At 35.6% G+C, this 23,653-nt stretch carries 26 protein-coding genes; 10 read left to right on the top strand and 16 right to left on the bottom strand.

Annotated features, from left to right (window positions below):
* Position 1: 1 nt before the first annotated feature.
* The 3 genes from M4I44_RS21785 to M4I44_RS21775 are packed head-to-tail and all read right to left on the bottom strand — an operon-like array spanning position 2 to position 1,507.
* Positions 2-568 (bottom strand): sugar O-acetyltransferase, encoded by a 567-nt coding sequence (locus tag M4I44_RS21785; protein ID WP_017495231.1) that lies wholly within the window; start codon positions 566-568, stop codon positions 2-4.
* 9 nt (positions 569-577) lie between these two features.
* Positions 578-1,036, bottom strand: coding sequence for a YciI family protein (locus tag M4I44_RS21780; protein ID WP_017495232.1), 459 nt, complete (start codon positions 1,034-1,036; stop codon positions 578-580).
* A gap of 12 nt (positions 1,037-1,048) precedes the next feature.
* Entirely contained in the window at positions 1,049-1,507 is a 459-nt protein-coding gene (locus M4I44_RS21775; protein ID WP_249966100.1) for a DinB family protein, read from the bottom strand.
* A 137-nt stretch (positions 1,508-1,644) separates the two neighbouring features.
* Between M4I44_RS21775 and M4I44_RS21770 the strand changes: the two genes are divergently transcribed.
* The 9 genes from M4I44_RS21770 (at position 1,645) to M4I44_RS21730 (ending at position 8,752) form a co-directional block, all read left to right on the top strand.
* On the top strand, positions 1,645-3,804 hold the full coding sequence (locus M4I44_RS21770) for a TonB-dependent receptor (RefSeq protein WP_249966099.1): 2,160 nt from the start codon (positions 1,645-1,647) through the stop codon (positions 3,802-3,804).
* Between the two features lie 428 nt (positions 3,805-4,232).
* Complete coding sequence (locus M4I44_RS21765; RefSeq protein WP_017495236.1) at positions 4,233-4,856, top strand: hypothetical protein; 624 nt, start codon at positions 4,233-4,235, stop codon at positions 4,854-4,856.
* 20 nt (positions 4,857-4,876) lie between these two features.
* The gene (locus tag M4I44_RS21760; RefSeq protein ID WP_070907422.1) at positions 4,877-6,235 is read left to right on the top strand and encodes a 2TM domain-containing protein; all 1,359 of its coding nucleotides are present in this window, start codon (positions 4,877-4,879) and stop codon (positions 6,233-6,235) included.
* Between the two features lie 2 nt (positions 6,236-6,237).
* Positions 6,238-6,552: a 2TM domain-containing protein gene (locus M4I44_RS21755; RefSeq protein WP_017495238.1), complete on the top strand. Its 315-nt coding sequence runs from the start codon at positions 6,238-6,240 to the stop codon at positions 6,550-6,552.
* Complete coding sequence (locus M4I44_RS21750; protein ID WP_017495239.1) at positions 6,542-6,871, top strand: 2TM domain-containing protein; 330 nt, start codon at positions 6,542-6,544, stop codon at positions 6,869-6,871. Before M4I44_RS21755 ends, M4I44_RS21750 begins: the two co-directional genes overlap by 11 nt.
* 2 nt (positions 6,872-6,873) lie before the next feature.
* Positions 6,874-7,179 (top strand): 2TM domain-containing protein, encoded by a 306-nt coding sequence (locus M4I44_RS21745; RefSeq protein WP_198288037.1) that lies wholly within the window; start codon positions 6,874-6,876, stop codon positions 7,177-7,179.
* A 10-nt stretch (positions 7,180-7,189) separates the two neighbouring features.
* The gene (locus M4I44_RS21740; RefSeq protein ID WP_017495241.1) at positions 7,190-7,561 is read left to right on the top strand and encodes a 2TM domain-containing protein; all 372 of its coding nucleotides are present in this window, start codon (positions 7,190-7,192) and stop codon (positions 7,559-7,561) included.
* Positions 7,562-7,579: 18 nt separating this feature from the next.
* The gene (locus tag M4I44_RS21735; RefSeq protein ID WP_017495242.1) at positions 7,580-7,948 is read left to right on the top strand and encodes a 2TM domain-containing protein; all 369 of its coding nucleotides are present in this window, start codon (positions 7,580-7,582) and stop codon (positions 7,946-7,948) included.
* Positions 7,949-7,984: 36 nt separating this feature from the next.
* Positions 7,985-8,752 (top strand): LytTR family DNA-binding domain-containing protein, encoded by a 768-nt coding sequence (locus M4I44_RS21730; protein WP_017495243.1) that lies wholly within the window; start codon positions 7,985-7,987, stop codon positions 8,750-8,752.
* A gap of 423 nt (positions 8,753-9,175) precedes the next feature.
* On the opposite strand, the gene M4I44_RS21725 is transcribed toward M4I44_RS21730, so the two are convergent.
* Positions 9,176-10,201 carry a COX15/CtaA family protein gene (locus M4I44_RS21725; RefSeq protein ID WP_249966098.1) on the bottom strand — a complete coding sequence of 342 codons (1,026 nt, stop codon included), beginning with the start codon at positions 10,199-10,201 and terminating at the stop codon, positions 9,176-9,178.
* Between the two features lie 23 nt (positions 10,202-10,224).
* Positions 10,225-11,652, bottom strand: a complete 1,428-nt coding sequence (locus M4I44_RS21720) for a CCA tRNA nucleotidyltransferase (protein ID WP_249966097.1) — start codon at positions 11,650-11,652, stop codon at positions 10,225-10,227.
* A 353-nt stretch (positions 11,653-12,005) separates the two neighbouring features.
* On the opposite strand from M4I44_RS21720, the gene yaaA reads away from it, so the two are divergent.
* Positions 12,006-12,764 carry a peroxide stress protein YaaA gene (yaaA, locus tag M4I44_RS21715; RefSeq protein ID WP_089076435.1) on the top strand — a complete coding sequence of 253 codons (759 nt, stop codon included), beginning with the start codon at positions 12,006-12,008 and terminating at the stop codon, positions 12,762-12,764.
* A 185-nt stretch (positions 12,765-12,949) separates the two neighbouring features.
* On the opposite strand, the gene M4I44_RS21710 is transcribed toward yaaA, so the two are convergent.
* The 11 genes from M4I44_RS21710 to trpD all read right to left on the bottom strand — a co-directional run bounded on the left by M4I44_RS21710 (position 12,950) and on the right by trpD (position 23,604).
* The gene (locus tag M4I44_RS21710) at positions 12,950-14,536 is read right to left on the bottom strand and encodes an MDR family MFS transporter (RefSeq protein ID WP_017495248.1); all 1,587 of its coding nucleotides are present in this window, start codon (positions 14,534-14,536) and stop codon (positions 12,950-12,952) included.
* A gap of 4 nt (positions 14,537-14,540) precedes the next feature.
* Entirely contained in the window at positions 14,541-15,620 is a 1,080-nt protein-coding gene (locus M4I44_RS21705; protein ID WP_070907414.1) for an HlyD family secretion protein, read from the bottom strand.
* A 12-nt stretch (positions 15,621-15,632) separates the two neighbouring features.
* The gene (locus tag M4I44_RS21700) at positions 15,633-16,952 is read right to left on the bottom strand and encodes a TolC family protein (protein WP_249966096.1); all 1,320 of its coding nucleotides are present in this window, start codon (positions 16,950-16,952) and stop codon (positions 15,633-15,635) included.
* Complete coding sequence (locus tag M4I44_RS21695) at positions 16,942-17,571, bottom strand: TetR/AcrR family transcriptional regulator (RefSeq protein WP_249966095.1); 630 nt, start codon at positions 17,569-17,571, stop codon at positions 16,942-16,944. The genes M4I44_RS21700 and M4I44_RS21695 overlap by 11 nt, the downstream gene beginning before the upstream one ends.
* Positions 17,572-17,889: 318 nt before the next feature.
* Complete coding sequence (trpA, locus tag M4I44_RS21690) at positions 17,890-18,651, bottom strand: tryptophan synthase subunit alpha (RefSeq protein WP_249966094.1); 762 nt, start codon at positions 18,649-18,651, stop codon at positions 17,890-17,892.
* A 73-nt stretch (positions 18,652-18,724) separates the two neighbouring features.
* On the bottom strand, positions 18,725-19,462 hold the full coding sequence (locus M4I44_RS21685; RefSeq protein WP_249966093.1) for a carbon-nitrogen hydrolase family protein: 738 nt from the start codon (positions 19,460-19,462) through the stop codon (positions 18,725-18,727).
* Positions 19,463-19,471: 9 nt separating this feature from the next.
* Positions 19,472-19,792 (bottom strand): gamma-glutamylcyclotransferase family protein, encoded by a 321-nt coding sequence (locus M4I44_RS21680; RefSeq protein WP_017495254.1) that lies wholly within the window; start codon positions 19,790-19,792, stop codon positions 19,472-19,474.
* A gap of 13 nt (positions 19,793-19,805) precedes the next feature.
* Complete coding sequence (trpB, locus tag M4I44_RS21675) at positions 19,806-20,987, bottom strand: tryptophan synthase subunit beta (RefSeq protein ID WP_249966092.1); 1,182 nt, start codon at positions 20,985-20,987, stop codon at positions 19,806-19,808.
* A complete protein-coding gene (locus tag M4I44_RS21670; protein ID WP_249966091.1) occupies positions 20,977-21,639 on the bottom strand; it encodes a phosphoribosylanthranilate isomerase in 663 nt (220 codons plus the stop codon). The genes trpB and M4I44_RS21670 overlap by 11 nt, the downstream gene beginning before the upstream one ends.
* Positions 21,640-21,744: 105 nt before the next feature.
* Positions 21,745-22,524, bottom strand: a complete 780-nt coding sequence (trpC, locus tag M4I44_RS21665) for an indole-3-glycerol phosphate synthase TrpC (protein WP_249966090.1) — start codon at positions 22,522-22,524, stop codon at positions 21,745-21,747.
* Between the two features lie 87 nt (positions 22,525-22,611).
* Positions 22,612-23,604, bottom strand: coding sequence for an anthranilate phosphoribosyltransferase (gene trpD, locus M4I44_RS21660; RefSeq protein ID WP_249966089.1), 993 nt, complete (start codon positions 23,602-23,604; stop codon positions 22,612-22,614).
* Positions 23,605-23,653 lie beyond the last annotated feature (49 nt).

The raw sequence follows: 23,653 nt of genomic DNA, 5'->3' as shown, positions 1-23,653 counted from the left end.
TTTATTGGGGTTCCTGATTTAATTTTCGAATAATTTTTGCCGGATTTCCAACGGCCAGCGAGTTGTCCGGAATGTCTTTGGTCACTACTGATCCCGCACCAATCACACAGCCTTTTCCGATGGTGATACCCGGACAAATTACCGTATTTCCGCCAATCCAGCAATCATCTCCGATAGAAATGGGTAAGGCATTTTCGAGTGTTTTTCTGAGTTCAGCGTCAAGCGGATGGGTGGCGGTATAAATTTGAACGTTTGGTGCAAAAAACACATTTGATCCAATATTTACCGGAGCACAGTCCAAAACAACACAGTTTACATTAAAATAAACGTTATCGCCACATGAAATATTGTAACCATAGTCGCAATGAAAAGGAGGTTCTATATAAAAACTCTTGCCTGCATTCGGAATTAATTCTGCTAAAATTTCCTTTGCTTTTTTGGTCATTCGGTATTCAGTAACATTTAAGCGGTGCAGTAAGTTTTTGGCTTTTCGGCGTTCTTTCACTAAAATAGGGTCACCGGCCAGATAATATTCTCCGGCAATCATTTTTTCCTTCTCAGTTTTCATAAAGTGTTTTTATATTTTTTTCTTGGCAATTTTATCGTGTATTTTTAAAGTTTCCTGCAAAGCAGCACTGGAATACCAAGGGGTTAATTCGGCTTCAAGCAAATTGGCTTTTATGGCAGGATCTGTTGCTACCAATGCTTTTGCTTCCTCTATAGTTTCAACATTAAAAATATAGATGCCTCGATAATTTCGGTCGTTTTTCATAAAAGGACCGGCAACAACCAGTTTTCCTTCTTTGGCTAATTTTCCAATATTCGCCATATGACCTTCAAACAGTTTCTTGCTTTCTTCTTTGGATGCGGTGGTGTTGCTTCCGGATTTTAAAAGACAGAAGACATATTTTTTCATTCCATACTCATCCGCATTCAGAGATTTAGCCAGTTTTTCATCAAATTTAGTTTCTGATTCCTGAGCGAATCCAATAGCGATTACAAACAATAAAGCGAAAATTGAAAACAATTTTTTCATAGCATACTTATTTTAAAGAAGTTTTTTCAAGATAACAATTTGTCCTAAATGATACACATCATGCTGAATAATTCCGTGAAGATGTTCATAATAAGTATGACCATTATTTACATAAATTTTAGCCAAATCGGCATCATCAAAATCCTGAAAGAAAGTACTCCAGGCTTCCTGTGATTTTGCCAGACTTTGAAGCGATTGCTCCCAAGCTGCTTCTGATGGGTCCAAAACAGGCACAAAATAGTTGTGATCCGGTGTTATTACAGTCTCTCCCTGCATACGATTTAGAATGTTTCTCCTCCATTGGATCAAATGGTTGGTAATTTCCCAAATGGTATTTAAGTTAGGATTTATTTTCCGGTAGGCCTGTGCGGCAGTTACGTTTTCTAAAGTTTTGGTTAAGTTAACTTCCAGCCATGGATCTCCATTATAAATGGATTGATACAGATTTGAAATTCTTTTGCTTTCTGACATAAGTGAAGATTTTAGAATTCATAGCTAAGATACAAATTAGATATTTACAACTCATCCTTAAAATTCTACAATTGGGTTATTTAATATTTTTTAACAGGAAATGTTAAAATACATTTGCTCTATCAAAAACCAAAATCATGAAAACCAAAATTACTTTTATTTTATTATTCTTTACCATTTTTACTTTTGCCCAGAATACGATTTCAGGAAAAGTTGTTGATCAAAAAGGAAAGCCTGTTCAGGGCGCTAATATTTACATAGACGGAACTTATGACGGAGCGACAAGTGCTGAAAACGGTAGTTTTTCATTTGAAACCAGTGAGAAAGGAAATAAATTTTTGGTAGTGAGTTTTTTGCTTTTCGAAACTTTCAAACAGGAAATAGATGTAGCCAATTATAAAGATCAAACGGTAAAACTCAGAGAGAATGTAAATGCACTTGATGCCGTTGTTATCACCGCTGGGACTTTAGAATCAGGGGATAAAGCAAGAGTTTCCGTTTTAAAACCTCTGGATATTGTGACTACCGCCGGATCTGCGGGAAACATTATTGCAGCTTTACAAACTTTACCGGGAACACAAAGCGTTGGCGAAGATGGACGTTTATTTGTTCGTGGAGGTGAGGCAAGCGAAACACAAACTTTTGTAGACGGACTTCGTGTCGCACAGCCTTATGGTGCAACGACTAATAATTTGCCAACCCGAAGCCGATTCTCTCCATTTTTGTTTAGTGGAATTGCATTTTCAACAGGAGGATATTCCGCAGAATATGGTGAAGCTTTATCAAGTGTTTTGTTGCTAAACACTCAGGATGAACCGGATCAGAATAAAACGGATATTGCTTTAATGACTGTAGGTTTAGGAGTAGGGAATACTCAAAAATGGAAAAAAAGCTCGTTCAGTATCAATACCAATTATATTAATCTGGCACCTTATCAGGCTGTAATTCCGCAAAACGTAGATTGGAATAATCCGTATCAGTCTTTGGGTGGTGAGGCCGTATATCGTTATAATTTTGAAAGAGGAATTTTTAAATTCTACGCTGCTTTTGATGCAGAGAAATTCGATTTGAATCAGAAAAATGTCAACTTTGCGAATCCTATCCGAACGGATCTGGACAATAATAACTTTTATCTGAATGCATCGTATAAGGGAGATTTTGGAACAGGCTGGCAACTCACATCAGGAGTTAGTTACGGATACAGCAAAAACAAAATTAAATTTGATATTAATGATGTGGACAATAATGAAAATGCAGCTCAGCTAAAATTAAAATTGAGAAAAAACATCTCGAATTATTTCAAGTTGTCATTTGGAGCCGATTATTTCATCACAAAGTTTAATGAAAATTATACAGATAATAATACTATAAAAACAGCAAATGGCTACGATTCTAATATTGCTGCTTTTTATACGGAAGGAGATATTCTATTCTCGAAAAAACTGGCTGCAAAAGTAGGTTTCAGACTTTCGAATAACAGTTTGCTAAACGAAACAAACATTGCTCCAAGAGCTTCTCTGGCTTATAAAATTTCAAAAACCAGTCAGTTTTCATTTGCTTACGGAGATTTTACACAGACACCGGTAGTCGATTATATTAAATACTCCAAATACCATCAGTTTGAAAGTGAGAAAGCGAGACATTATATCTTAAATTATCAGTTCACCAAACCGGGACAAACTTTTAGAGCAGAGGCTTACTATAAAGACTATAGCAATTTAGTACAATACAACACGAGAGATATTCAGTACAATTCGGTTTTCAACAACAACGGTTCGGGCTATGCAAAAGGATTGGATTTGTTTTGGAGAGACAGCAATCTCCATAAAAACCTGGAATACTGGATTTCTTATTCCTATATCGATTCAGAGAGACAGTACAAGAATTTTCCAGCGATGGTAACTCCTAGTTTTGTGGCTCATCATACCCTGTCTGTCGTAACCAAATATTTTATTACCGATTGGAAATCTCAGATTGGTTTTACAAACAGTTTCAGTTCCGGACGTCCGTACAACGATCCAAATCAGACGCAGTTCATGAATGGAAGAACAAAAGCGTATAATAGTTTGAGCTTCAACTGGGCCTATTTATTAACCACTCAAAAAATCCTGTATTTCTCTGTTTCAAATGTATTGGGAACTCAAAATGTTTTTGGATATGATTACGCAAAAAATCCCGATACCAACGGAGTTTACAATAGACAAGCCATTATACCAACCGCCGATCGCTTTTTCTTCGTTGGTTTCTTCTGGACCATTAGTCAGAATAAGAATGAGAATCAGTTGAAGAATTTGTAAGCGGCATAGTTACAAAGGTTCAGAGGTTCAAAGGTTCAGAGGTTCAAAGGTTCAGAGGTTCAGAGGTTCAGAGGCCTAAGGGTTTTGAAAATTGAAGGACATAATTAGGTTAGTGTAAGAAATGCTTTATCCAGTTTTGGAATCTTTGCACCTTTGTCGCTTTGCACCTTTGCAACTCAGAAAAAAACAATTCAGTCATCAAAATCAACAACTCGGTATCATTTAATTTTAAAAGAATAAAATCCGATATACTTTTGAAGTATAAATTAACAAGGAACAAATAGACAAAGGTTAACGGATAAGAAAATAAAAACTTTGCCACTTTGGAACTCTGAACCTTTGAACCTAAAAAAAAAGAGTTTTAATCATCAACAAAAACTTAGAATATCAAAATTTAAAATATTTAACAACTTTAAAAACAAGAAATCATGACCAAGATTATTACCATTATTACTTTATTTATCTGCAGTTTAATATCTGCACAAACACAATTTGAACAAGGAATGGGAAAAGCTTTCGGGCTTTGGAAAGAAGGAAAAAATACGGAAGCTTCGGCTATGTTTGAAAGAATTGCTGCAGCAGAAAAAAACAGTTACCTGCCAAATTACTATGTAGCCTTAATCAATACTACAGCTGCATTTTCTGAAAAAGATAAAACAAAAATTGATTTGCTGCTTACGAAAGCGCAAGATGCACTGGATACAGAATTTGTTAAAGATCAAAATAATGCCGAATTATATGCGATGCAGGCTTTAATTTATACAGCCTGGGTAGTAGCTGATCCAATGACAAACGGAATGAAATATTCGGCTAAGGTGATGGAAGCTTATGCAAAAGGAAAAGCGATAGACCCGAATAATCCGAGAATTGTTTTTGGTGAAGCGGATTACCAGATTGGAGGAGCAAAATGGTCCGGGGTTGATACCAAACCGTTATGTGCACAGGTGGATAAAGCTGTCGAACTTTTTGCTACTTTTAAACCAGCGACACCTTTTTCTCCAAAATGGGGATTAGAAAGAGCTTTGGAAACGCAAAAGAATTGTAAAAAATAATTTAATACCAAAAGAATAGAATGAAAGATCATAGAAACTCGTTTGCTGAATTAAAAAGTGGAACCCTTATGTGTTTCAAGATTTCTATGGTCTTTACCGTTTTGTTCTGCGCTTTTTTAGGTACCGATTTAAATGTTGAAAATGTATTGCTAACCTTTGGGATAAGCTGCCTTTACTCTTTTGGATTGGGCTTTGGTAACGGATTTATTAACGTTCTTTTGGACAAAAAGTGGGATTGGCTGGAACAAACAAACTTAAGGGTGTATTATGGAATTTTGATTACCATATTGTATACCGTTCCGGTTGTTTTGGGAATCAATTATGTTGTTTGCGTATTTGTTCAGCATCTTCCACCGGATCAGTTTTTTAGTGAAAGGATGATTTGGGCTCACCTATTTTATGTGATTCTGTCTCTCGGAGTGTCAACTTTCATGCAGGCCCGAAGCTTTATGGTGAAGTGGAAACAGGCATCTAAATTTGAAGTAACACAACAAAAAATTATTGCAGGAACGGCAAATGCAAAATTCGAAAGTTTAAAAAATCAAATAGACCCACATTTTCTTTTTAACAGTTTAAACGTTCTTAGTTCTTTAATTGAAGAAAACCCGGATAATGCACAACGATTTACGACCTCTTTGTCTAAAATCTATCGCTACGTTTTAGAGCAAAAAGACAAGGAGCTGGTTTCTGTTGAAGATGAACTGTCGTTTGCTAAAACCTATATGAATTTGCTTAAAATGCGATTCGAGAATAGTTTGTTTTATGAATTACCAACGACAAATATTAATCCCGATGCAAAAGTAGTTCCGCTATCCTTGCAGCTTTTACTGGAGAATACGGTAAAACACAATATCGTTAGCGAGCAAAAACCGTTGCATATCAGGATTTTTGTAGAGGGAGATTATCTGGCGATACAAAATGATTTTCAGAAGAAAGAAGTTTTACAGGACAGACAGGGAGTTGGGCTGCAGAACATTGTTAACCGATATTCAATTGTAACCAACAGAAAGGTTCTGATTGAACAAAACGAAGAAAATTTCACTGTTAAAATTCCAATTTTAACCAAACAAATTACAGTTATGGAAACAAGTGCAGAATATAGCGACGAAAATAAAGCTTATTTCAGAGCTAAGAAAAGAGTAGAGGAACTAAAAGGTTTTTACGGTAACGTAATTTCATATTGTTGTGTGGTACCATTTTTAATTTTTATAAATTTGAGGTACTCTCCTGGATTTCAGTGGTTTTGGTTCTCGGCTTTAGGCTGGGGATTTGGAGTTGTCATGCATGCTTTTAAAGTATTTGGGTACAGCTCAGATTGGGAAGAACGAAAAATAAGAGAGATTCTGGAACGTGAAAACAAACAAAAAAACTGGAAGTAGCCATGGAAAAGGATTTTATAGAAGCTGAACGTTTTTATCAGGCCAAGAAAAAAGTAAAAGAAATTAGAGAGTTTTACGAGCACCTGGCGGTTTTTATACTGGTAAACATTATTGTGATAACCGTAAATCTTATAACCTCGCCTGAATATTTATGGTTTGTCTGGTGCGTTTTAGGTTGGGGTGTAGGAGTAGTCATTCATGGACTGACAGTGTTTGATATCCCGCCTTTTTTCAGTAAAGATTGGGAAGAGAAGAAAATCAAAGAAATTTTGGAAAAAGAAAAATTAAGAAAACCTGAGAATAATTATGGAAACTAATTTTAATAAGGAACAGGAAGATTTCGAACTTCAAAAGATGGCAAGTAAAAAGGTGGTGAAGTTAAAGGCTTTTTACACCCATGTGATTTTCTACAGTGTGGGTCTTATACTTTATATTTTAAAAGATTATTTTGGACTTCCACTTAATATTTTTCCTGTACAATATCTGAACGGATTTGTTATGTGTATCTGGACCACTGCTTTTGTAGTATCGGCGATAGATATATTCGCTTCTTTTAAAATTTTTGGAGAAGAGTGGGAAGAGCGTAAAATGAAGAGCATCTTAGAGAAAAAGGAAAAAAAACAAAAATGGGAGTAGTCATGGAAGTAAATTTGAATGAAGAGGATAAATATTACCTCGCAAAAAAGAGAGTGGAGGAAATCAAAGGTTTCTATGGCAATTTAACAGCATACGTTATTGTAAATCTTGTTCTGATTTTTATCAATCTTTATACATCACCAAGGCATTTATGGTTTTACTGGCCTTTAATGTGGTGGGGAGTTGGAGTGGTTTTTCACGGTTTGAAAGTCTTTAATGTATTTCCGGTTCTTGGAAAAGACTGGGAAGAGAAAAAGATCAAAGAACTGATGGAAAAAGAGAGAGAGAATAAAAATAAATGGCAATAATTAAAGTAAAATGAGACGATATAGAAGAGACAGGTACGAAGTTTACAGAGATGAAATTAGTACAGACGAAAGCTATAATTTAGCGTACAGAAAAGTGAAAAAAATCAAAGGCTTTTACACACACTTAAAAGTGTATTTGATTGTGAATGCCATCATTATAGTTTCTAATTTAAACAGAGATTATTTCAGCCATAGTGTTTATGAAAACGGATTGTTAGACTGGCGTACTTATTCGACAGCCATATGCTGGGGAGTAGCTTTAGTCATTCATGCTTTCACCGTATTTGGTCCTGATATTTTTTTCAGCAATGAATGGGAACAAAAAAAGATCCAAAAATATATGGAGAGAGAGGCACAGAACAATAACACAAAATGGCAATAATTTTTAAATCAAAATAATATGGGACAGTTTAGAAGACAGATGTACGAAGAGTATTCACATGAGTTTAGTACAGACGAAAGTTTCAATTTGGCATACAAAAAAGTAAAGAGAATTAAAGGCTTTTATTCGCATTTAAGAGTTTATATATTGGTGAACATTATCATCATTGTTTCAAGTCTGAATCAAAGTTATATAGGAGATCATTTTGTCATTAGAGGATTCCGTGATTGGGAAATTTATTCGACTGCATTTTTTTGGGGAATTGCTTTAGTGATTCATGGAATTTCTGTTTTTGGCCCTGATGTTTTTTTCAATAGAGATTGGGAGCAAAAGAAAATTCAAAAAATAATGAAGAAAGAGGCTGAAAATAAAAATAAATGGAAGTAATTTTAAACTGAATTTTTAAATTTTGCATCTTACGAAATGACCACATTAATTATAGAAGACGAAAAACCGGCAGCAAGATTACTACAACGAAAACTCGAAAAGTTAGATATTGCTGTAAAGACCATGTTACATTCTGTTGAAGAATCCGTTTATTGGTTTGAAAATAATGAACATCCGGATCTCATATTTCTGGATATTCAATTGTCTGATGGTTTGTCGTTTGAAATTTTCGAAAAAATAAATATTCAGAGCGCCATTATTTTTACCACGGCTTATGATGAATATGCCTTAAAAGCATTTAAATTAAACAGTATCGATTATCTTTTAAAACCCATTGATGAAGATGATCTGGAGGTTGCTGTTGCGAAATTCAAAACCAGATTACCCAAAACAAGTTCAGAAAATTCAAATTTGCAACTTGATTTTGAACAAATTCGTCAAATGTTGTCAAATCCCTTTGAAAAGAATTATAAAAAACGATTTACAGTTAAAATCGGACAGCATTTAAAGGTCATTACAACAGACGAAATTGAGTGTTTCTTTAGTGAAAATAAAGGAACCTACATTCATACTTTTGATAATAGAAATTATTTAATTGATTCGACTTTAGAAATCCTGGAGCAGGAAATCGATAAAAAAGATTTCTTTCGCGTTAGCCGAAAATTCATTGTTCCACTTACGGCGATAAAAGAAATTCAGGTTTATACCAATTCACGGTTAAAGGTAATTTTGCCAACTTATAAAGAGGATGAGGTAATTGTGAGCCGTGAGAAAGTGCAGGACTTTAAAAACTGGCTGGGGTAAATTTATTTAATAAATGTATCGTTCCTACGGAACTTTTTTGCGGGTTGAATTTATTTTTCAATGGATCAAAATCCATTGCTACAATATTTGTCATTCCTTCGGAATTTTATAATGTGCCTGAACAGCTTCAATGATTAAGAGAGAGCCATTGGCTCGACGCATTTTTTAAAGCGGATTTTAATTCGCTTTAAAAAATAGGTTATCAATATGGAGAGCCGTAGGCTTGGGCCATATTCTAAATTATAATGTGTTTGAGCGGTTTTAATGATTAAGAGAGAGCCATTGGCTCGACGCATTTTGTAGGAGCGGATTTTAATCCGCTTAAAAAAAAGTTTATCAAATATGGAGAGCCGTGGGCTCGGGCGATATCCTTAAATAAAAAAGAGCTGGAATTTTCCAGCTCTTTCTATATAATTTAAGTTATTATTTACTCAATCGGTGCAAAGTGTAGGTCATGGCACTCAAAAGGAAAAAAGCCATAATTTGATGAATTAATCCTAGTGCTAGAGGAACACTGTATAAAAGTGTAAAAACGCCCAGTAAGAACTGAATAAAAACAAAGACAAGAAGAACGTTGATTCCCTTAGACTGATTTCTGGTTAGAGAAAATTGAGTTCCTTTGTAATATAAGAAAAGGATAAGAGCCACTACTACATAAGCAAAAGTTCTGTGTACAAACTGAACTCCGCTTTTTCCTTCGATTAAGTTTTTAACCAAAGTAGGCTGTTCAATAAAAACCGAATCGTGAATAAATTGTCCGTCACTCATTAAAGGCCAGTGATTGTGTATTAAACCGGCATTAAGACCGGCTACAAATCCGCCGTAAATAATTTGAATCAGTAAAGCGACAAGAGCTATTCTTGCGATATTACGAAGCGGAATTATTTTATAAACATTGCGTTCCGGATAAATTAAATCTAAGGCAACCCAAAGTGTATAAGCAAAAGTAATAAAAGCAAAAGTAAGATGAAGAGAAAGTCTGAAATGACTAACATCCGGATTGTCGATTAATCCGCTGCGAACCATAAACCATCCAAGAAAACCTTGAAAACCTCCCATTGCCAAAAGAACAATACATTTGTTTATGGTTGAACGATCGAGTTTTTTTCGAATTAAAAAATAAACAAAAGGGACAAAGAAAACCAGTCCGATAATACGACCGATAAAGCGGTGAAACCATTCCCAGAAATAGATGAATTTATAATCTGAAAGCTGAAAATCGTTGTGTATGTTGATTTTTTGATATTCTGGGAATTTCTTGTATTGTTCAAATGCTTCATTCCATTTTGCTTCTGTCAGAGGTGGAAAAGTATCTGTTACCAAATGCCAGTCGGTCATGGATAAACCTGAATTGGTCAGACGGGTAATTCCGCCAACGACAACCATTAAAAATAGCAAAACACAACCTGATAGCAACCAGATGATTACTGATTTATTTTCTTTTTTCATTTTATAAAATAATACTTAATTCTTTATACTTTTTTTAAGCCTAATTTTTCAGCTCTTTTAATCACAAAATCATAAGCAGCCTGATATTCATTTGGAATGTCACCTTCGAGAATTGCTTCTTTTACAGCTTCTTTCAAAATTCCGATTTCTCTTGAAGGCTTCAAATCAAAGATTTCCATAATTTCTTCACCCGAAATGGGCGGTTGAAAATTACGAACATGATCGCGTTCTTCGACTTCAACGATTTTCTTGCGGACGAGCTCGAAGTTTTTATGGTATTTTTTAAACTTTGACGGATTTTTGGTGGTGATATCTGCCTCACACAAAGTCATTAGGTTCTCGACATCCTCACCGGCATCAAAAACCAAACGACGCACTGCACTATCGGTTACGATGTCGTCAGCCAAAACAATAGGACGTGAACTCATGATAACCATTTTTTGCACAAATTTCATTTTGTGGTTCAACGGCATGTGCAGACGTTCGAAAATCTTTTTAGTCATCTTTCCACCTAAAAACTCATGCCCGTGAAAAGTCCAGCCTTGTTTTTTATTGAAACGTTTTGTGGGTGCTTTTCCAATATCGTGCAATAAAGCTGCCCAGCGTAACCATACATCGTCTGTATTTGGGCAAATATTGTCGACCACTTCCAATGTGTGATAAAAGTTGTTTTTATGGGTATGACCTTCAATTTCTTCTACCTGATTTAATGCTGTTAATTCAGGTAAAATTAGATCTAAAAGTCCCGTTTTGTATAATAGTAAAAAGCCGGTAGAAGGTTTAGGAGTGGAGAGGATTTTGTTTAATTCGTCAACAATTCTCTCACCTGAAATAATTTTAATGCGATCGGCATTTTTTGTGATGGCATTTAATGAATTTTCTTCTATTTGGAAATTCAATTGTGTGGCAAAACGAATCGCACGCAGCATGCGCAGCGGATCATCAGAATAAGTGATGTCCGGATCCAAAGGGGTTTTGATGATTTTGTTCTCTAAATCAGACAAACCATTAAAAGGATCAGAAAGATCTCCGAAGTTTTCTTCGTTTAATGATAAAGCCAAAGCATTAATCGTGAAATCCCGACGGTTTTGATCATCTTCTAATGTTCCGTTTTCCACTACTGGATTTCGGCTGTCTGAACTGTAAGATTCTTTTCTTGCTCCGACAAATTCAATATCGGTATCTTCAAAACGAAGCATGGCAGTTCCATAAGTTTTAAAAACCTGAACTTTTGGTTTATTAGGAAGTAAATCAGAAACTTTAAGTGCCAATTCGATACCGCTGCCTACAGCAACAACATCAATATCTTTTTTAGAACCTCTGTTTAAAAGTAAATCCCGAACAAAACCTCCGATGACATAACTGTCAACGTTGAGTTCCCGGGATGCCTTCGAAATGATATCGAAGATTTTATGTTGTAAAGCAGTTTTATAATTTGTTTGTATAGCCACGAATTCACTAATTTTAAATATCTGTTTATTCAAGAAGAGAATGAACGACTGCAAATTTACAACATAGAAAATGCCTAATACAATCTATTGCTCACTTTTTTGAAGAAATTCTAGGTTTTAAGCATCAATTTTTGTTGAAATGGAAAAGAGGAAAACTGGTTTGTCATGAATTCCGCGAATTTTTGCATTTTTTTTGCCACAGATTAAAAGGATTTTCACAGTTTTTTTTGATCCTTCTAATCCTTTTAATCTGTGGCGAAAAGGAACCTTTATAATGCGATCGAACAAATCAATTCAGATCTGTTATTTTTAAAAATTCAATTTGTATTTTTGGAGTATATAAAAATGTACACATGAAAATTGTTATATCGCCTGCAAAGTCATTGAATTTCGAAAAAGAATTACCTACTACTCAATATACAGAACCTCATTTTTTAAAAGAAGCACGTGTAGTTCATAAAATCTTAAAGACTAAAAAACCTGCTGAGTTATCTGAATTAATGTCGATTTCAGCTAAGCTATCAGATTTGAACTGGAAAAGAAATCAGGATTGGAAAACACCATTTACACCTGAAAATGCCCGTCCGGCGGTCTATACTTTTGATGGAGACGTTTATACGGGTTTAGATGCTTATTCTATTCCGGTGGAGAAACTGGATGTTCTTCAAAGCAAACTTCGAATTCTGTCGGGACTTTACGGAGTCTTGAAACCATTAGATTTAATGCAGGCTTACCGTCTGGAAATGGGAACAAAATTACCGGTAGGGGAGTATAAAAATCTGCACGAGTTTTGGAAACCAACCGTGACAAAAGCATTAAATAAAGAGTTATCTAAGGGAGAGTTGTTTGTCAATTTAGCGAGTAACGAGTACTTCTCTGCAGTAGATGTAAAAGCTTTAAAAGTTCCTGTGATCACACCGGACTTTAAAGATTATAAAGACGGAAAACTCAAAATGATCAGTTTCTTTGCCAAAAAGGCAAGAGGGATGATGGTGCGTTATATTATTGATACTAATGCTGAAACTATTGAAGACTTAAAAGGATTTAATTATGAAGGGTATCAGTTTGATGGTAATCTTTCGAAGGGAAATCATTTGGTGTTTACGAGATAGATTTTTTTAAAGGTTCTAAGTGACTAAGATGCTAAGTTTCTGAGATTTTTTGAAGAGCAGTAGGCTCGAATCATATTGTAGGGAGGGATTTTAATCCCTTTATGATGGATCAAATATATTTAAAAGAAAAACGCCGAATTCGATTTTTGAATTCGGCGTTTTTACGTATTATAAATCAATTATTATTAATGCATTGCATCAGCAGGATTAATCTTGTTTTTTCCTTTTTTGATTAAAAGAATAATTGGAATACAGCATAAGAACATAATTCCCAAATACATGAAGATATCCATATAAGCCATTACGGTACTTTGTTTCATTACAGAATATTCAATGGCTTGGTAAGCTTTTTTCAGTGCAACGTCTGCGCTATATCCTTTAGACATAAAAGCTCTTTGCATTCCTGCAATACGCTGCTGTACTTCATATTTTGCAGGATCTAAATTGGTTAGTAAGTTCACTCGGTGTTCCTGTCCTAAACGAGTAATAAACGTGGTAATAATGGCAATACCAAACGAACCTCCTAATTGTCTCATCATTCCGGTAAAAGCAGCTCCTTCACCAATATGTTTTCCTTTTAAGGTAGATAGAGAGAGTGTAGTAATAGGTACAAAAAGCAATCCTAAACCGATTCCTCTCAGAATTAAAGGCCAGTACATATGTTCAACTCCGGTATCAGGAGTCATACGGGTCTGCATCATAAAGGTAAAGAAAAAGAACACCAAAAATCCGACTCCAACCATATATCCCTGAGGAACTCCTCTCTGAATCATGTTCCCGACAAAAGGCATCATGATTGCTGTGGTAATAGATCCCGGAATCAATAATAATCCGGCATCTGTTGCGGTCCATCCTAAAATAGATTGCGTGTAGATTGGTATAATTAAAGTCGATCCGTACAGACCGAAACCAAGAATGAAACACATTACGGTTCCTATTCTAAGATTTCCGTCCTTTAGAACACTTAAGTTTACGATTGGATGTTTATAAGTAAGCTCTCTCCAGATAAATAAGACCAATCCTAAAACCGTAACCACACTTAAAGTTATGATAGTTGAATCGTTGAACCAATCGTCTTGTTGCCCGTGCTCCAGAACGAATTGTAAAGACCCGATAAAGGCTGCAAGCAATATAATTCCCCACCAGTCAACCTGATTGGCTTTTAATTTTTCTCCATATTTAGGACTTCTTACGAACGTTAACGCTAAAATTGTAGCGATGATCCCCAATGGAATATTAATGTAAAAAATATAAGGCCAGGAGTAGTTGTCTACTAAATATCCTCCTAATGGCGGTCCTAAAGTTGGTCCAACAATTACCCCCATTCCGTAAATAGCCTGAGCCATTCCACGTTTTGCTACAGGATAACTTTCGGTGATAATGGTTTGTGCTGTTACCAGTAAGGCACCTCCACCCATACCCTGAACAAATCTAAAAGCTACCAGTTCCCAAATATTGGTAGCGTTTCCACATAAAAAGGAACAGACTGTAAATATTATGATAGAAGCCACAAAATAATTACGTCTTCCAAATTGTTGTGAAAGCCAGCTCGTCATCGGAATTACAATCACATTCGCAATGGCGTATGCTGTAATTACCCAGGCCACATCAGTTAAAGTAGCGCCAAGGCTACCTCGCATGTCTGTTAGTGCTACGTTTACAATTGTTGTATCTACAATTTCAAGCAAGGCACAAAGTACTGCCGTAATCGTAATGATGACACGTCTGTATCCGTATTCTACTAAATCTTCGTCTGCTTGTACTGCTGCCATTATTTTATTTTAAATGTACATCTACATCAACATTCATCCCTGGTCTTAGTAATTTTACTTTCTCCGGATCGTTTGATTCGTCTAAACTAATTTTTACTGGTAGTCTCTGAATTGTTTTTACGAAGTTACCTGTTGCATTATCAGGAGGTAATAAAGAAAAACGTGATCCTGTTGCAGGAGAAAAAGAAGTTACCGTTCCTTTAAATTCGTAGTTTGGATAGGCATCAACTTTTAGACTTACTTTTTGTCCGGCAACCATTTTGTTCAATTGCGTTTCTTTAAAGTTAGCCACAACCCAAGCTTCATTGTTGTTGATGATGTAAAATAAAGATTGTCCCGGTTGAACTAATTGTCCCGGTTGAATATCTACTTTAGAAACCTGTCCGTCAATTGCAGCAGTTACAACCGTATAGCTAAGGTTTAAATGAGCAACGTCTAACATTGTTTTCGCTTTTTTGATATTAGCGGAAGCTACTTCAGTTTGTTTGTCAGAAACTTTTGATTTCGATTGAATTACTGATTTCTGGTAAGAACTAGCTCGTTGTTGATCTTGCAAAACACGTACCTGGTTTTCAGCTTCTTCTTTTGCAGATAGAGCCTGTTCGTATTGTTGTTTTGTAATCGTATGTGTTTTGTACAAATTATTGTAACGGTTGTAATCGTTTGTAATTTGTCTTAATCTGATTTTTGCGCTTTCGATAGAACCTGTTGCAGATTTCATTTGCGCGTCCGATACAGAGATGCTTGCATTAGCGCTTCCAATATCAGCTTTTGCAGCTTCGTATTGTCCTTCAGCACCTAATAAGGCAGCATTAGCCTCATCGATTTTTAACTGATAATCTCTTTTATCAATCGTAAACAAAGTATCCCCTTTTTTTACAAAATCATTATCTTTTACGTATACTTTACTAATATATCCCGATACTCTTGGAATAATCGGATTCATTTTTTTCTCTATTTGAGCATCGTCCGTTTCTTCGTGAGCTAAAGAATGCATGTACTTAGTTATTCCGTAAGTTCCGCCCACTAAAACCAAAACGGCTAGTATAATGATGAATTTAGTATTTGTTTTTTTCTTTTCCATGAGAGCTGTCGATTATATTTTAGAAAGATTGAATGATTGTGATAATTGTCCGGATACCGAAAGTAATTCGTAATATTTTTGAATGATAGTAGCTTTTGATAATGCGGTATTTATTTTAGCGCTTAATTGTTCAACGTCAGCTTCAACCAAATCATTAGTATCTGATAAACCATTGTCAAACTTATCTTTTACAAGTCTGTAATTTTCACTTGCCTGTTGAAGAGCTTCATCGTAAACCACACTTTGATTGATTGCCAAATCATAATCTTCAATTGATTTTTGAACTTCAACTTTAATACGGTCCGTCATTACAGCCTCACTATTTTTAACTTCCATAGCTTTGCTTTCCGCTACTCGTACATGAGCACTGTTTTTGTAAATTCCGGATAAGTCATAAGTTAAACCTAATCCAAAGTTCATAGCATATCTTACCGTTATAATGTCTTTAAGGTCCAGAGCTGTATAACCGCCAAGTAAGGCTAATGTAGGATAATAGGCTGCTTTTGCTACTTTGATATTTGACTCAGTAGCTTTTTGCTGCAAACGAATTGCTTCCAAATCTTTTCTGTTTTCAAGAGCTATTGCATCTGATGTTGGTGCATTGCTAGTTTTTAAGTTGAAAAAATCAGCTTCATTAACCTGCAGTTTCGTGTTAGGGTCTAACTTTAATAAAGTGGTTAGATAGAAGTTGATATTGTTAAGATTGTTAGTCGCTTCATCAATAGATAATTGCGTTTTTGAAACCAGTAATTGAGACTTTAATAAATCATTTCTTGGAATAATTCCATTCTTCTCCAATTCTGTGAAATCAGTAACACGTTGTTTCGCACTTTTTTGGTTTTCATTTAAAACATCTAATGTTTTTTGAGCTTTATACAAAGCAGTATAATAGGTAATTACTTTTAAAGCAACATCCTCTTTTGTTTTGGCAGCTGTAGCATTTTCCGCTTCGTATAAGTTATCGTAGGCTTCAATACTATTCTGAATTTTGAATCCTGAAAATAAAGGAAGACTCAAAGTTGCCATTCCAAACATTGCTCTGTCCGGAGATGCAATAGAGGCATTTTCACTTTGATTTGGCATACTAATCGATGCCTTCGTAAGACGTTGGTATTGACCGGAAATTTTAATATCCGGATATTGATTGTCTTTTACGCTTTTTAATTCGTATTTTTTTGTGTTTACCTTAGAGTTGGCAAGTGTAACTTCGTTACTTTTTTCCCAGGCCATTTGTACGGCCTCGCCTAAGGTTAAACTTGTTTTCTCTTGTGCTTCTATTGACGAAATTCCGATGAAGAAAACCCCAAAGAGCATTAATTGACTAATTTTCATAAACAAGTAGCGCTTTTATAGTTTGTTGAATGTGCTTTGTAAGACTGGTTTTTATATAATTATTATACAATTCTTCGGTATTTAAGTTTAATAATTCTTCAAAGAAAGGTTTGTTCATATGAAAGTGAAAAAAGGTTCCGATAATTGTTGGAGTGATGAGCGGAATGATAACATCTTTTCTGAAAACCCCTTTTTCCTGACCTTGTTTAATAATACTTTCAACAGATTTTAGATTTCCCTTTTTTAGTTCTGTGAAGGCAATAAAACTTTTTTCCCTTTTTTTTGCGTTGATTTCAAAATGTAAAACTCTGAAAATCCCTTTATTACAGCTTATTCTGGTGATGTAAATTTCGATTAATTTATTGACTTTATCGATAGGTTCGATATTTTCCAGTAATAAATTTTCGAGCTTCAACTTTAAATCAGATGTCTTGTAAATGATTAAGGCTTCAAGTAGTCTTTCTTTTGAACCAAAATAATACGAAACCATGGCAATGTTAATCTTGGCATGTTTTGAGATATCCCGTATCGAAGTCCCTTCAAATCCTTTTTCAGAAAATAGCTTTTCTGCAACTTCCAGAATTTGAATTTTTTTATCGTTTAATTCGAAGTTTGACATGGTAATGTTTCTAATCGGGTACAAAATTAAACAACCGTTTAATTTAAACAGTTGTTTAATTTTGTTTTAACAAAATATTAACATTGTTTAAGTTTGATAATTTTGTGCAAAAAAAAGCTGAAAACAGTACTGTTTTCAGCTTTTAATGTTTTTTTGTCATTTCGACCGAAGGGAGAAATCACATAAGAAATCCTCATACATAAGAGTCAATCTTTGTCGAATTACGAGTGTGATTTACTTTGTCATTCGCTATCGCTCGTGTCTCCTTCGTAGAAATGACAAACCAGACGGTATTACTATATTTAGTAGAAAAATTAATTATCTTATCTCGCCAACAAATTCTTCAATTTTTCCAGAGCCGTTTTCGCTTAAATGTTTGATAAAGGCACTTCCTATAATGGCTCCTTTAGCAAATTTAGTAGCCTGATTGAAGGTTTCTTTATTTGAAATTCCAAAACCTACGATTTGTGGGTTTTTAAGATCCATTTGGGCAATTCTTTCGAAGTAACTTTCCTGAGTATTTCCGAAACCGGCCTGAGAACCCGTTACGCTGGCAGAACTCACCATATAAATGAATCCATTTGAAACGCTGTCAATAAAACGTATACGTTCTTCTGACGTTTGTGGGGTAATCAGGAAGACATTGATTAAACCGTATTTTTCGAAAATTACTTTGTATTCGTCTGCGTAAACATCAACTGGTAAATCCGGAATAATTAAGCCGTCGATACCAATTTCGGCACATTTTTTACAAAATTCTTCGATTCCGTATTGCAGCATCGGGTTAAAGTATCCCATAATAATTAACGGAATTTTTACGCTTTCGCGGATGTTTTTCAACTGATCGAAAAGAATTTGGGTAGTCATTCCATTGTGAAGTGCCTGTGTTGAACTTGCCTGAATGGTTGGTCCATCAGCCAAAGGATCACTAAAAGGCAAGCCAATTTCGATTAAATCAACACCATTTTTTTCTAAATCCTGAATGATGGGAACGGTATCATTCAAATTGGGATATCCCGCTGAGAAATAAATAGAAAGAATCTTTTTATCTTCTTGTAATTTTTGAGTTATTCTGTTCATTGTTTTTATTTTTTCTCCTAACAAAAGTTAGATAGGTTTAAATTTTATCTTCTCCCGGATTAAGGGATTTGTACTATTTTTTTACAACTTTACTAGTCCAGTTTTCGTTTTGATATTCTACCAATAAAAGTCCGGTATCTGTATCGTTCATCTGCCCAATAAGTTCACCTTTATTATTCCAGAAAGCACTTTGTCCGGCTGATGGTGATCCCCACGATTCGCCGCTGAAATTAGACATCAGCACATTTAATTGGTGTTTCCCGGCATAACTTTGTAAATGCCTGTAAGCATTTGGAATCCCATTTGGCGAAAAGAAAATACTGGCAATATAAATACTTGCTTCTCTATTACATGCATTTTGTGGATGCAGTGGATTGTCGATATCAGCACAAATAGCAAATGAAATTTTCTGATTTTCAATTTCAATCATCGGATTATAATCAAACGAAGATTGAAAAAAATCGTCTTCTCCTTCATGCAAAAATTGCTTAGTGTATATCGAAACAGAATTGTCTGGAGTAATAATAAATTCGCCGATAAATAATGCTGATTCAATTTGGATTGGCGCTCCTGCAATGATGACGATATTGTTTTCTACGGCTAATTTTCTTAAATGATTTAATCTCGAATCGTCTTTTTGAAAGGCCAGTTTTTGAGCGTATGCTCTTTCATAACCTGTGATTGACATTTCAGGAAATGCAATTAATTTTGCTCCATTCTGAACGGCTAGTTCGATAAGCCGATAGTGCTCTAATAAGTTGGAATCAATATCCTCACGGAATGGTTTTGTTTGTGCTGCTGCCAGAATCATGGTATAGAATTATTTGTTTTCGATATAAATCCAGGCAACTGTTCCGGAATTCAAGGTTACCTGAACTCTTTTATATGCATTAGATTCGAATAGATCTACTTTAGCCAAATCGGCATTTGTGACGTCAAAAACAACACCGTGTATAGGATCCGTAGAGGTTGCGCTTGGTACGACTACAACATAGTCCGCCATTCCAAATTCTTCTTCGATTTGCAGACTTTTTAGTTTGTGACCGTGAAGCTGATCTCGGGTTCCGGTTAACACCTTATTAAAAAGACGCATCTGAATTTCTTTTGATCGCAATGTTCCGTAAGAGAATAACTTTTCCATAGTTGCTATTTTATTACAATTTAAAATATTCAATATAATTGTCTAAATCCTTATCTCCGCGACCGGAAAGACTGATCACTACGATATCGCTTGGTTTGAATTTCTTCTGATCTAAAACAGCAAAGGCATGTGCACTTTCAATTGCCGGAATAATTCCTTCCAGTTTGGTCAGCTGTAAACCTGCATTCATTGCATCATCATCAGTTACAGAAAAGAATTCCCCGCGACCGGTTTGCGCCAGATGTGCATGCATAGGACCAACTCCGGGATAATCAAGACCGGCAGAAATAGAATACGGTTCGGTGATTTGTCCGTCCGGAGTTTGCATTAAAAGGGTTTTACAACCGTGAATAATCCCCATTTTTCCTAATTTACTGGTGGCGGCGCTGTGACCGCTGTCTACACCTTTTCCGGCAGCTTCTACGGCAATAATCCCCACTTCAGGTTCATGCAGAAAGTGATAATAAGTTCCGGCCGCATTACTTCCTCCACCAATACAAGCCACTACATAATCAGGATTTTCACGTCCTTCTTTTGCTTTTAACTGCCATTTGATTTCTTCTGAAATAACACTTTGAAAACGGGTAACCATGTCAGGATAGGGGTGTGGTCCAATTGCTGAGCCTATGATATAATGTGTATCTACAGGATTGTTAATCCAATCACGAATAGCTTCATTGGTAGCATCTTTTAATGTTTTGGAACCTGAAAGTGCCGGACGTACTTCTGCGCCTAACATTTTCATACGTGCCACGTTTGGTGCCTGGCGCGCGATGTCAATTTCACCCATATACACGATACATTCCAGTCCCATTAAAGCGCATACCGTAGCGGTCGCCACACCATGCTGACCGGCACCAGTTTCAGCGATAATTCTTTTTTTACCCAGACGTTTGGCAACCAGAATTTGTCCAATAGTATTATTGACTTTGTGTGCTCCAGTATGATTTAAATCTTCTCTTTTTAGATAAATTTTGGTATTGTACTTCTCTGACAAACGTTTTGCGAAATAAAGCGGACTAGGACGACCTACATAATCTCTAAGTAATTGGTCAAATTCTGCTTTAAAATCTGGTTCGCTTGTTATTTTTAGATAATTCTGACGTAATTCTTCTACATTCGGATAAAGCATTTCGGGAATGTAAGCTCCTCCAAACTCTCCGTAATATCCTTTTTCGTTAACATTATAATTCATTGTATAGTTGTTTTGGGTTTAAAGTAACAGGTTTTAGATTTTTCTGAAACTTTCTTAATAGACTTGTATTCTTTAATCCTGGTTCTGTCTCAAATTTACTATTTACGTCGATAGCATAAATAGGCACTTTGAGGTTTTTTATTGCAGGTATTTCTTCAATTCCGATGCCACCACTCAAAAAGATTGGCTTCTCAGATTTATAATTTTCTAATATTTTCCAGTCAAAAGTGGTTCCGTTTCCGCCCGGTAATTTTCCTTTTGTATCAAACAGGAAATAATCGCAAACCTTTTCAAAAGGTGTCAGAACTTCAAAATCAAAATTTTCATCTATCGAGAATGTTTTTATGATTTCAATAGTCACATCAATTTTGGCATCGATCTTAGCTCTCAGTTCCTGGCAAAATTCTACGGTTTCTTTTCCGTGTAACTGAACGGCCTGTAAATGATATTTGTCTGCTGTTGATAGTACGTTATCAACCGTTTCATCTACAAAAACACCGGTTTTCTTGATGGTATGAATCAATTCCGGAATTGTTCCGTCAAAATAACGTGCGGATTTTTTCCAGAAAATAAATCCCATATAGTCGGGCAGGAGTGTTCCTGTTTCGAGTATATTGTCGGGATATTTCATACCGCATATTTTTAGTTTCATTTTTTTTTATTTTTATGCTTTAAGCTTTAGGCAATAAGCTTTAGGCTAAATTAGTAATGTTAAGAAAGTTTTTCGGTTTTCAGCTTACGGCTTAAAGCTTACAGCCTACAGCTGTCTAATAAATTCAGTTGCTGCCTGACCGGCATTGTCTGTTTTCATAAAGTTTTCTCCAATTAAGAAACCACTGTAACCATAAGGTCTTAATTCCGAAATGGCTTCAATAGATGAAATTCCGCTTTCTGAAACTTTTACAAAATCATTCGGGATTTGAGCGGCCAGCTGTTTGCTGAAATCCAGACTTACTTCAAAAGTTTTCAGATTTCTGTTGTTCACGCCAATCATATCTAAACTTGGCATTACAGATTTCTCTAATTCTTCCTGATTGTGTACTTCCAGTAAAACTTCTAATCCTAATTGCTTGGCAAATTCCGATAACGATTTGATTTCTTCGCGGGTTAAAACGGCTGCAATCAGTAAAATTAAATCGGCTCCGTACGCTTTGGCTTCTAAAATCTGATATTCATCGACGATAAACTCTTTTCGCAAAAGAGGAATATTTACAGTTGCTCTTGCCAGAAGTAAATCGTCTAATGAACCGCCAAAGTATTTCCCGTCGGTTAAAACTGAAATTCCACAGGCGCCGGCATTCTCATATCCTTTAACAACTTCTTCTACTGTGAAGCTATGATTGATTACAGATTTAGACGGTGAACGGCGTTTGTGCTCCGCAATTATTCCTGTCGAACTTGTCTTCAGTTTTTGACTTAGAGAAATCGTTTCTCTTCCAAAAAACACAGAAGCTTCCAATTGCGAAACGGGAATGATTGATTTTTTAAGGACGACTTCTCGTTTTTTATCTACAATTATTTTATCTAAAATGTTCATTGTTTTATTGGTTTCAGGTTTCAGGTTTCAAGTTCCCGGTTTCAACAACTTGAAACCTGAAACAAAAAAGACTTGAAACTATATTTTTTACTTACTTAGTTCTTGTAATTTTTTAAGCACTTGATGTCCTTTTCCGGAAAACAAACTTTCTTTGGCCTGCTTAAAACCTTCCTGAGGTGAGCATTTGGTTACGGTTGAAATGGCCATTCCGGCATTTGCACAAACCACATTATTCTGAGCCTCACTTCCTTTTCCGGAAATAATACTGACAAACATATCGGCTGATTCTTCGATGGTTCTTCCTCCCTCAATTTCTCTTTGTGATAAAAGACGAACGTTGAAATCCTCCGGTTTCAACATGCCTTCCATATCGCTTGTAATGATTTTTGTTGGGCCGGTTAATGAGATTTCGTCGTAACCGTCAAGCGAATGAAGGATGGTAAAATTAACATCAGTGTTTTGATATAAATAAGCATACATTCTCGCTAATTCTAAATTGAAAACACCAACTAATTGATTTTTAGGGAAAGATGGGTTTACCATTGGACCTAACATGTTAAAAAAGGTTTTTACAGCCAGCTCTTTTCGGATTGGTCCCACATGTTTCATGGCTGGGTGAAATAGAGGAGCGTGTAAAACACAAATTCCTGCCTGATCGATACATTTTTCTAAAAATGACGGATCGTTGCTGAATTTTATTCCCATTTTTTCCATCACGTTGCTTGATCCCGAAATAGAGGAGACCCCATAATTTCCATGTTTTGCTACCTTTATTCCTGCTCCGGCAGCTACGAATGAAGCTAAAGTCGAAATGTTGAAAGTATCTTTTCCGTCACCACCCGTTCCGCACAAATCAATAGCGTTGTAGGCCGATAAATCCACACGAATACACAATTCTAATAAAGCTTCGCGGAATCCGGAAAGCTCATCAATGGTAATGCTTCGCATCATAAATACAGTCAAAAATGCCGAAATCTGACTTGGGTTGTAAGCCCCGCTTGAGATATTGATCAACACGTCTTTGGCTTCTTCTTTCGAAAGCACTTCGTGATTGATTAATTTATTTAGTATGTTTTTCATTTTTTTTAAGTTGCTAAGGTTCTAAGTTGTAGAGAATTTTGAGTTTGTT

It is taken from the genome of Flavobacterium sp. B183 (assembly GCF_023539155.1).
Taxonomy (GTDB): Bacteria; Bacteroidota; Bacteroidia; order Flavobacteriales; family Flavobacteriaceae; genus Flavobacterium; species Flavobacterium tructae.
The sequence above is the reverse complement of the archived record's forward strand: the minus strand, read 5'-3'. Positions and strand labels throughout refer to the sequence as shown.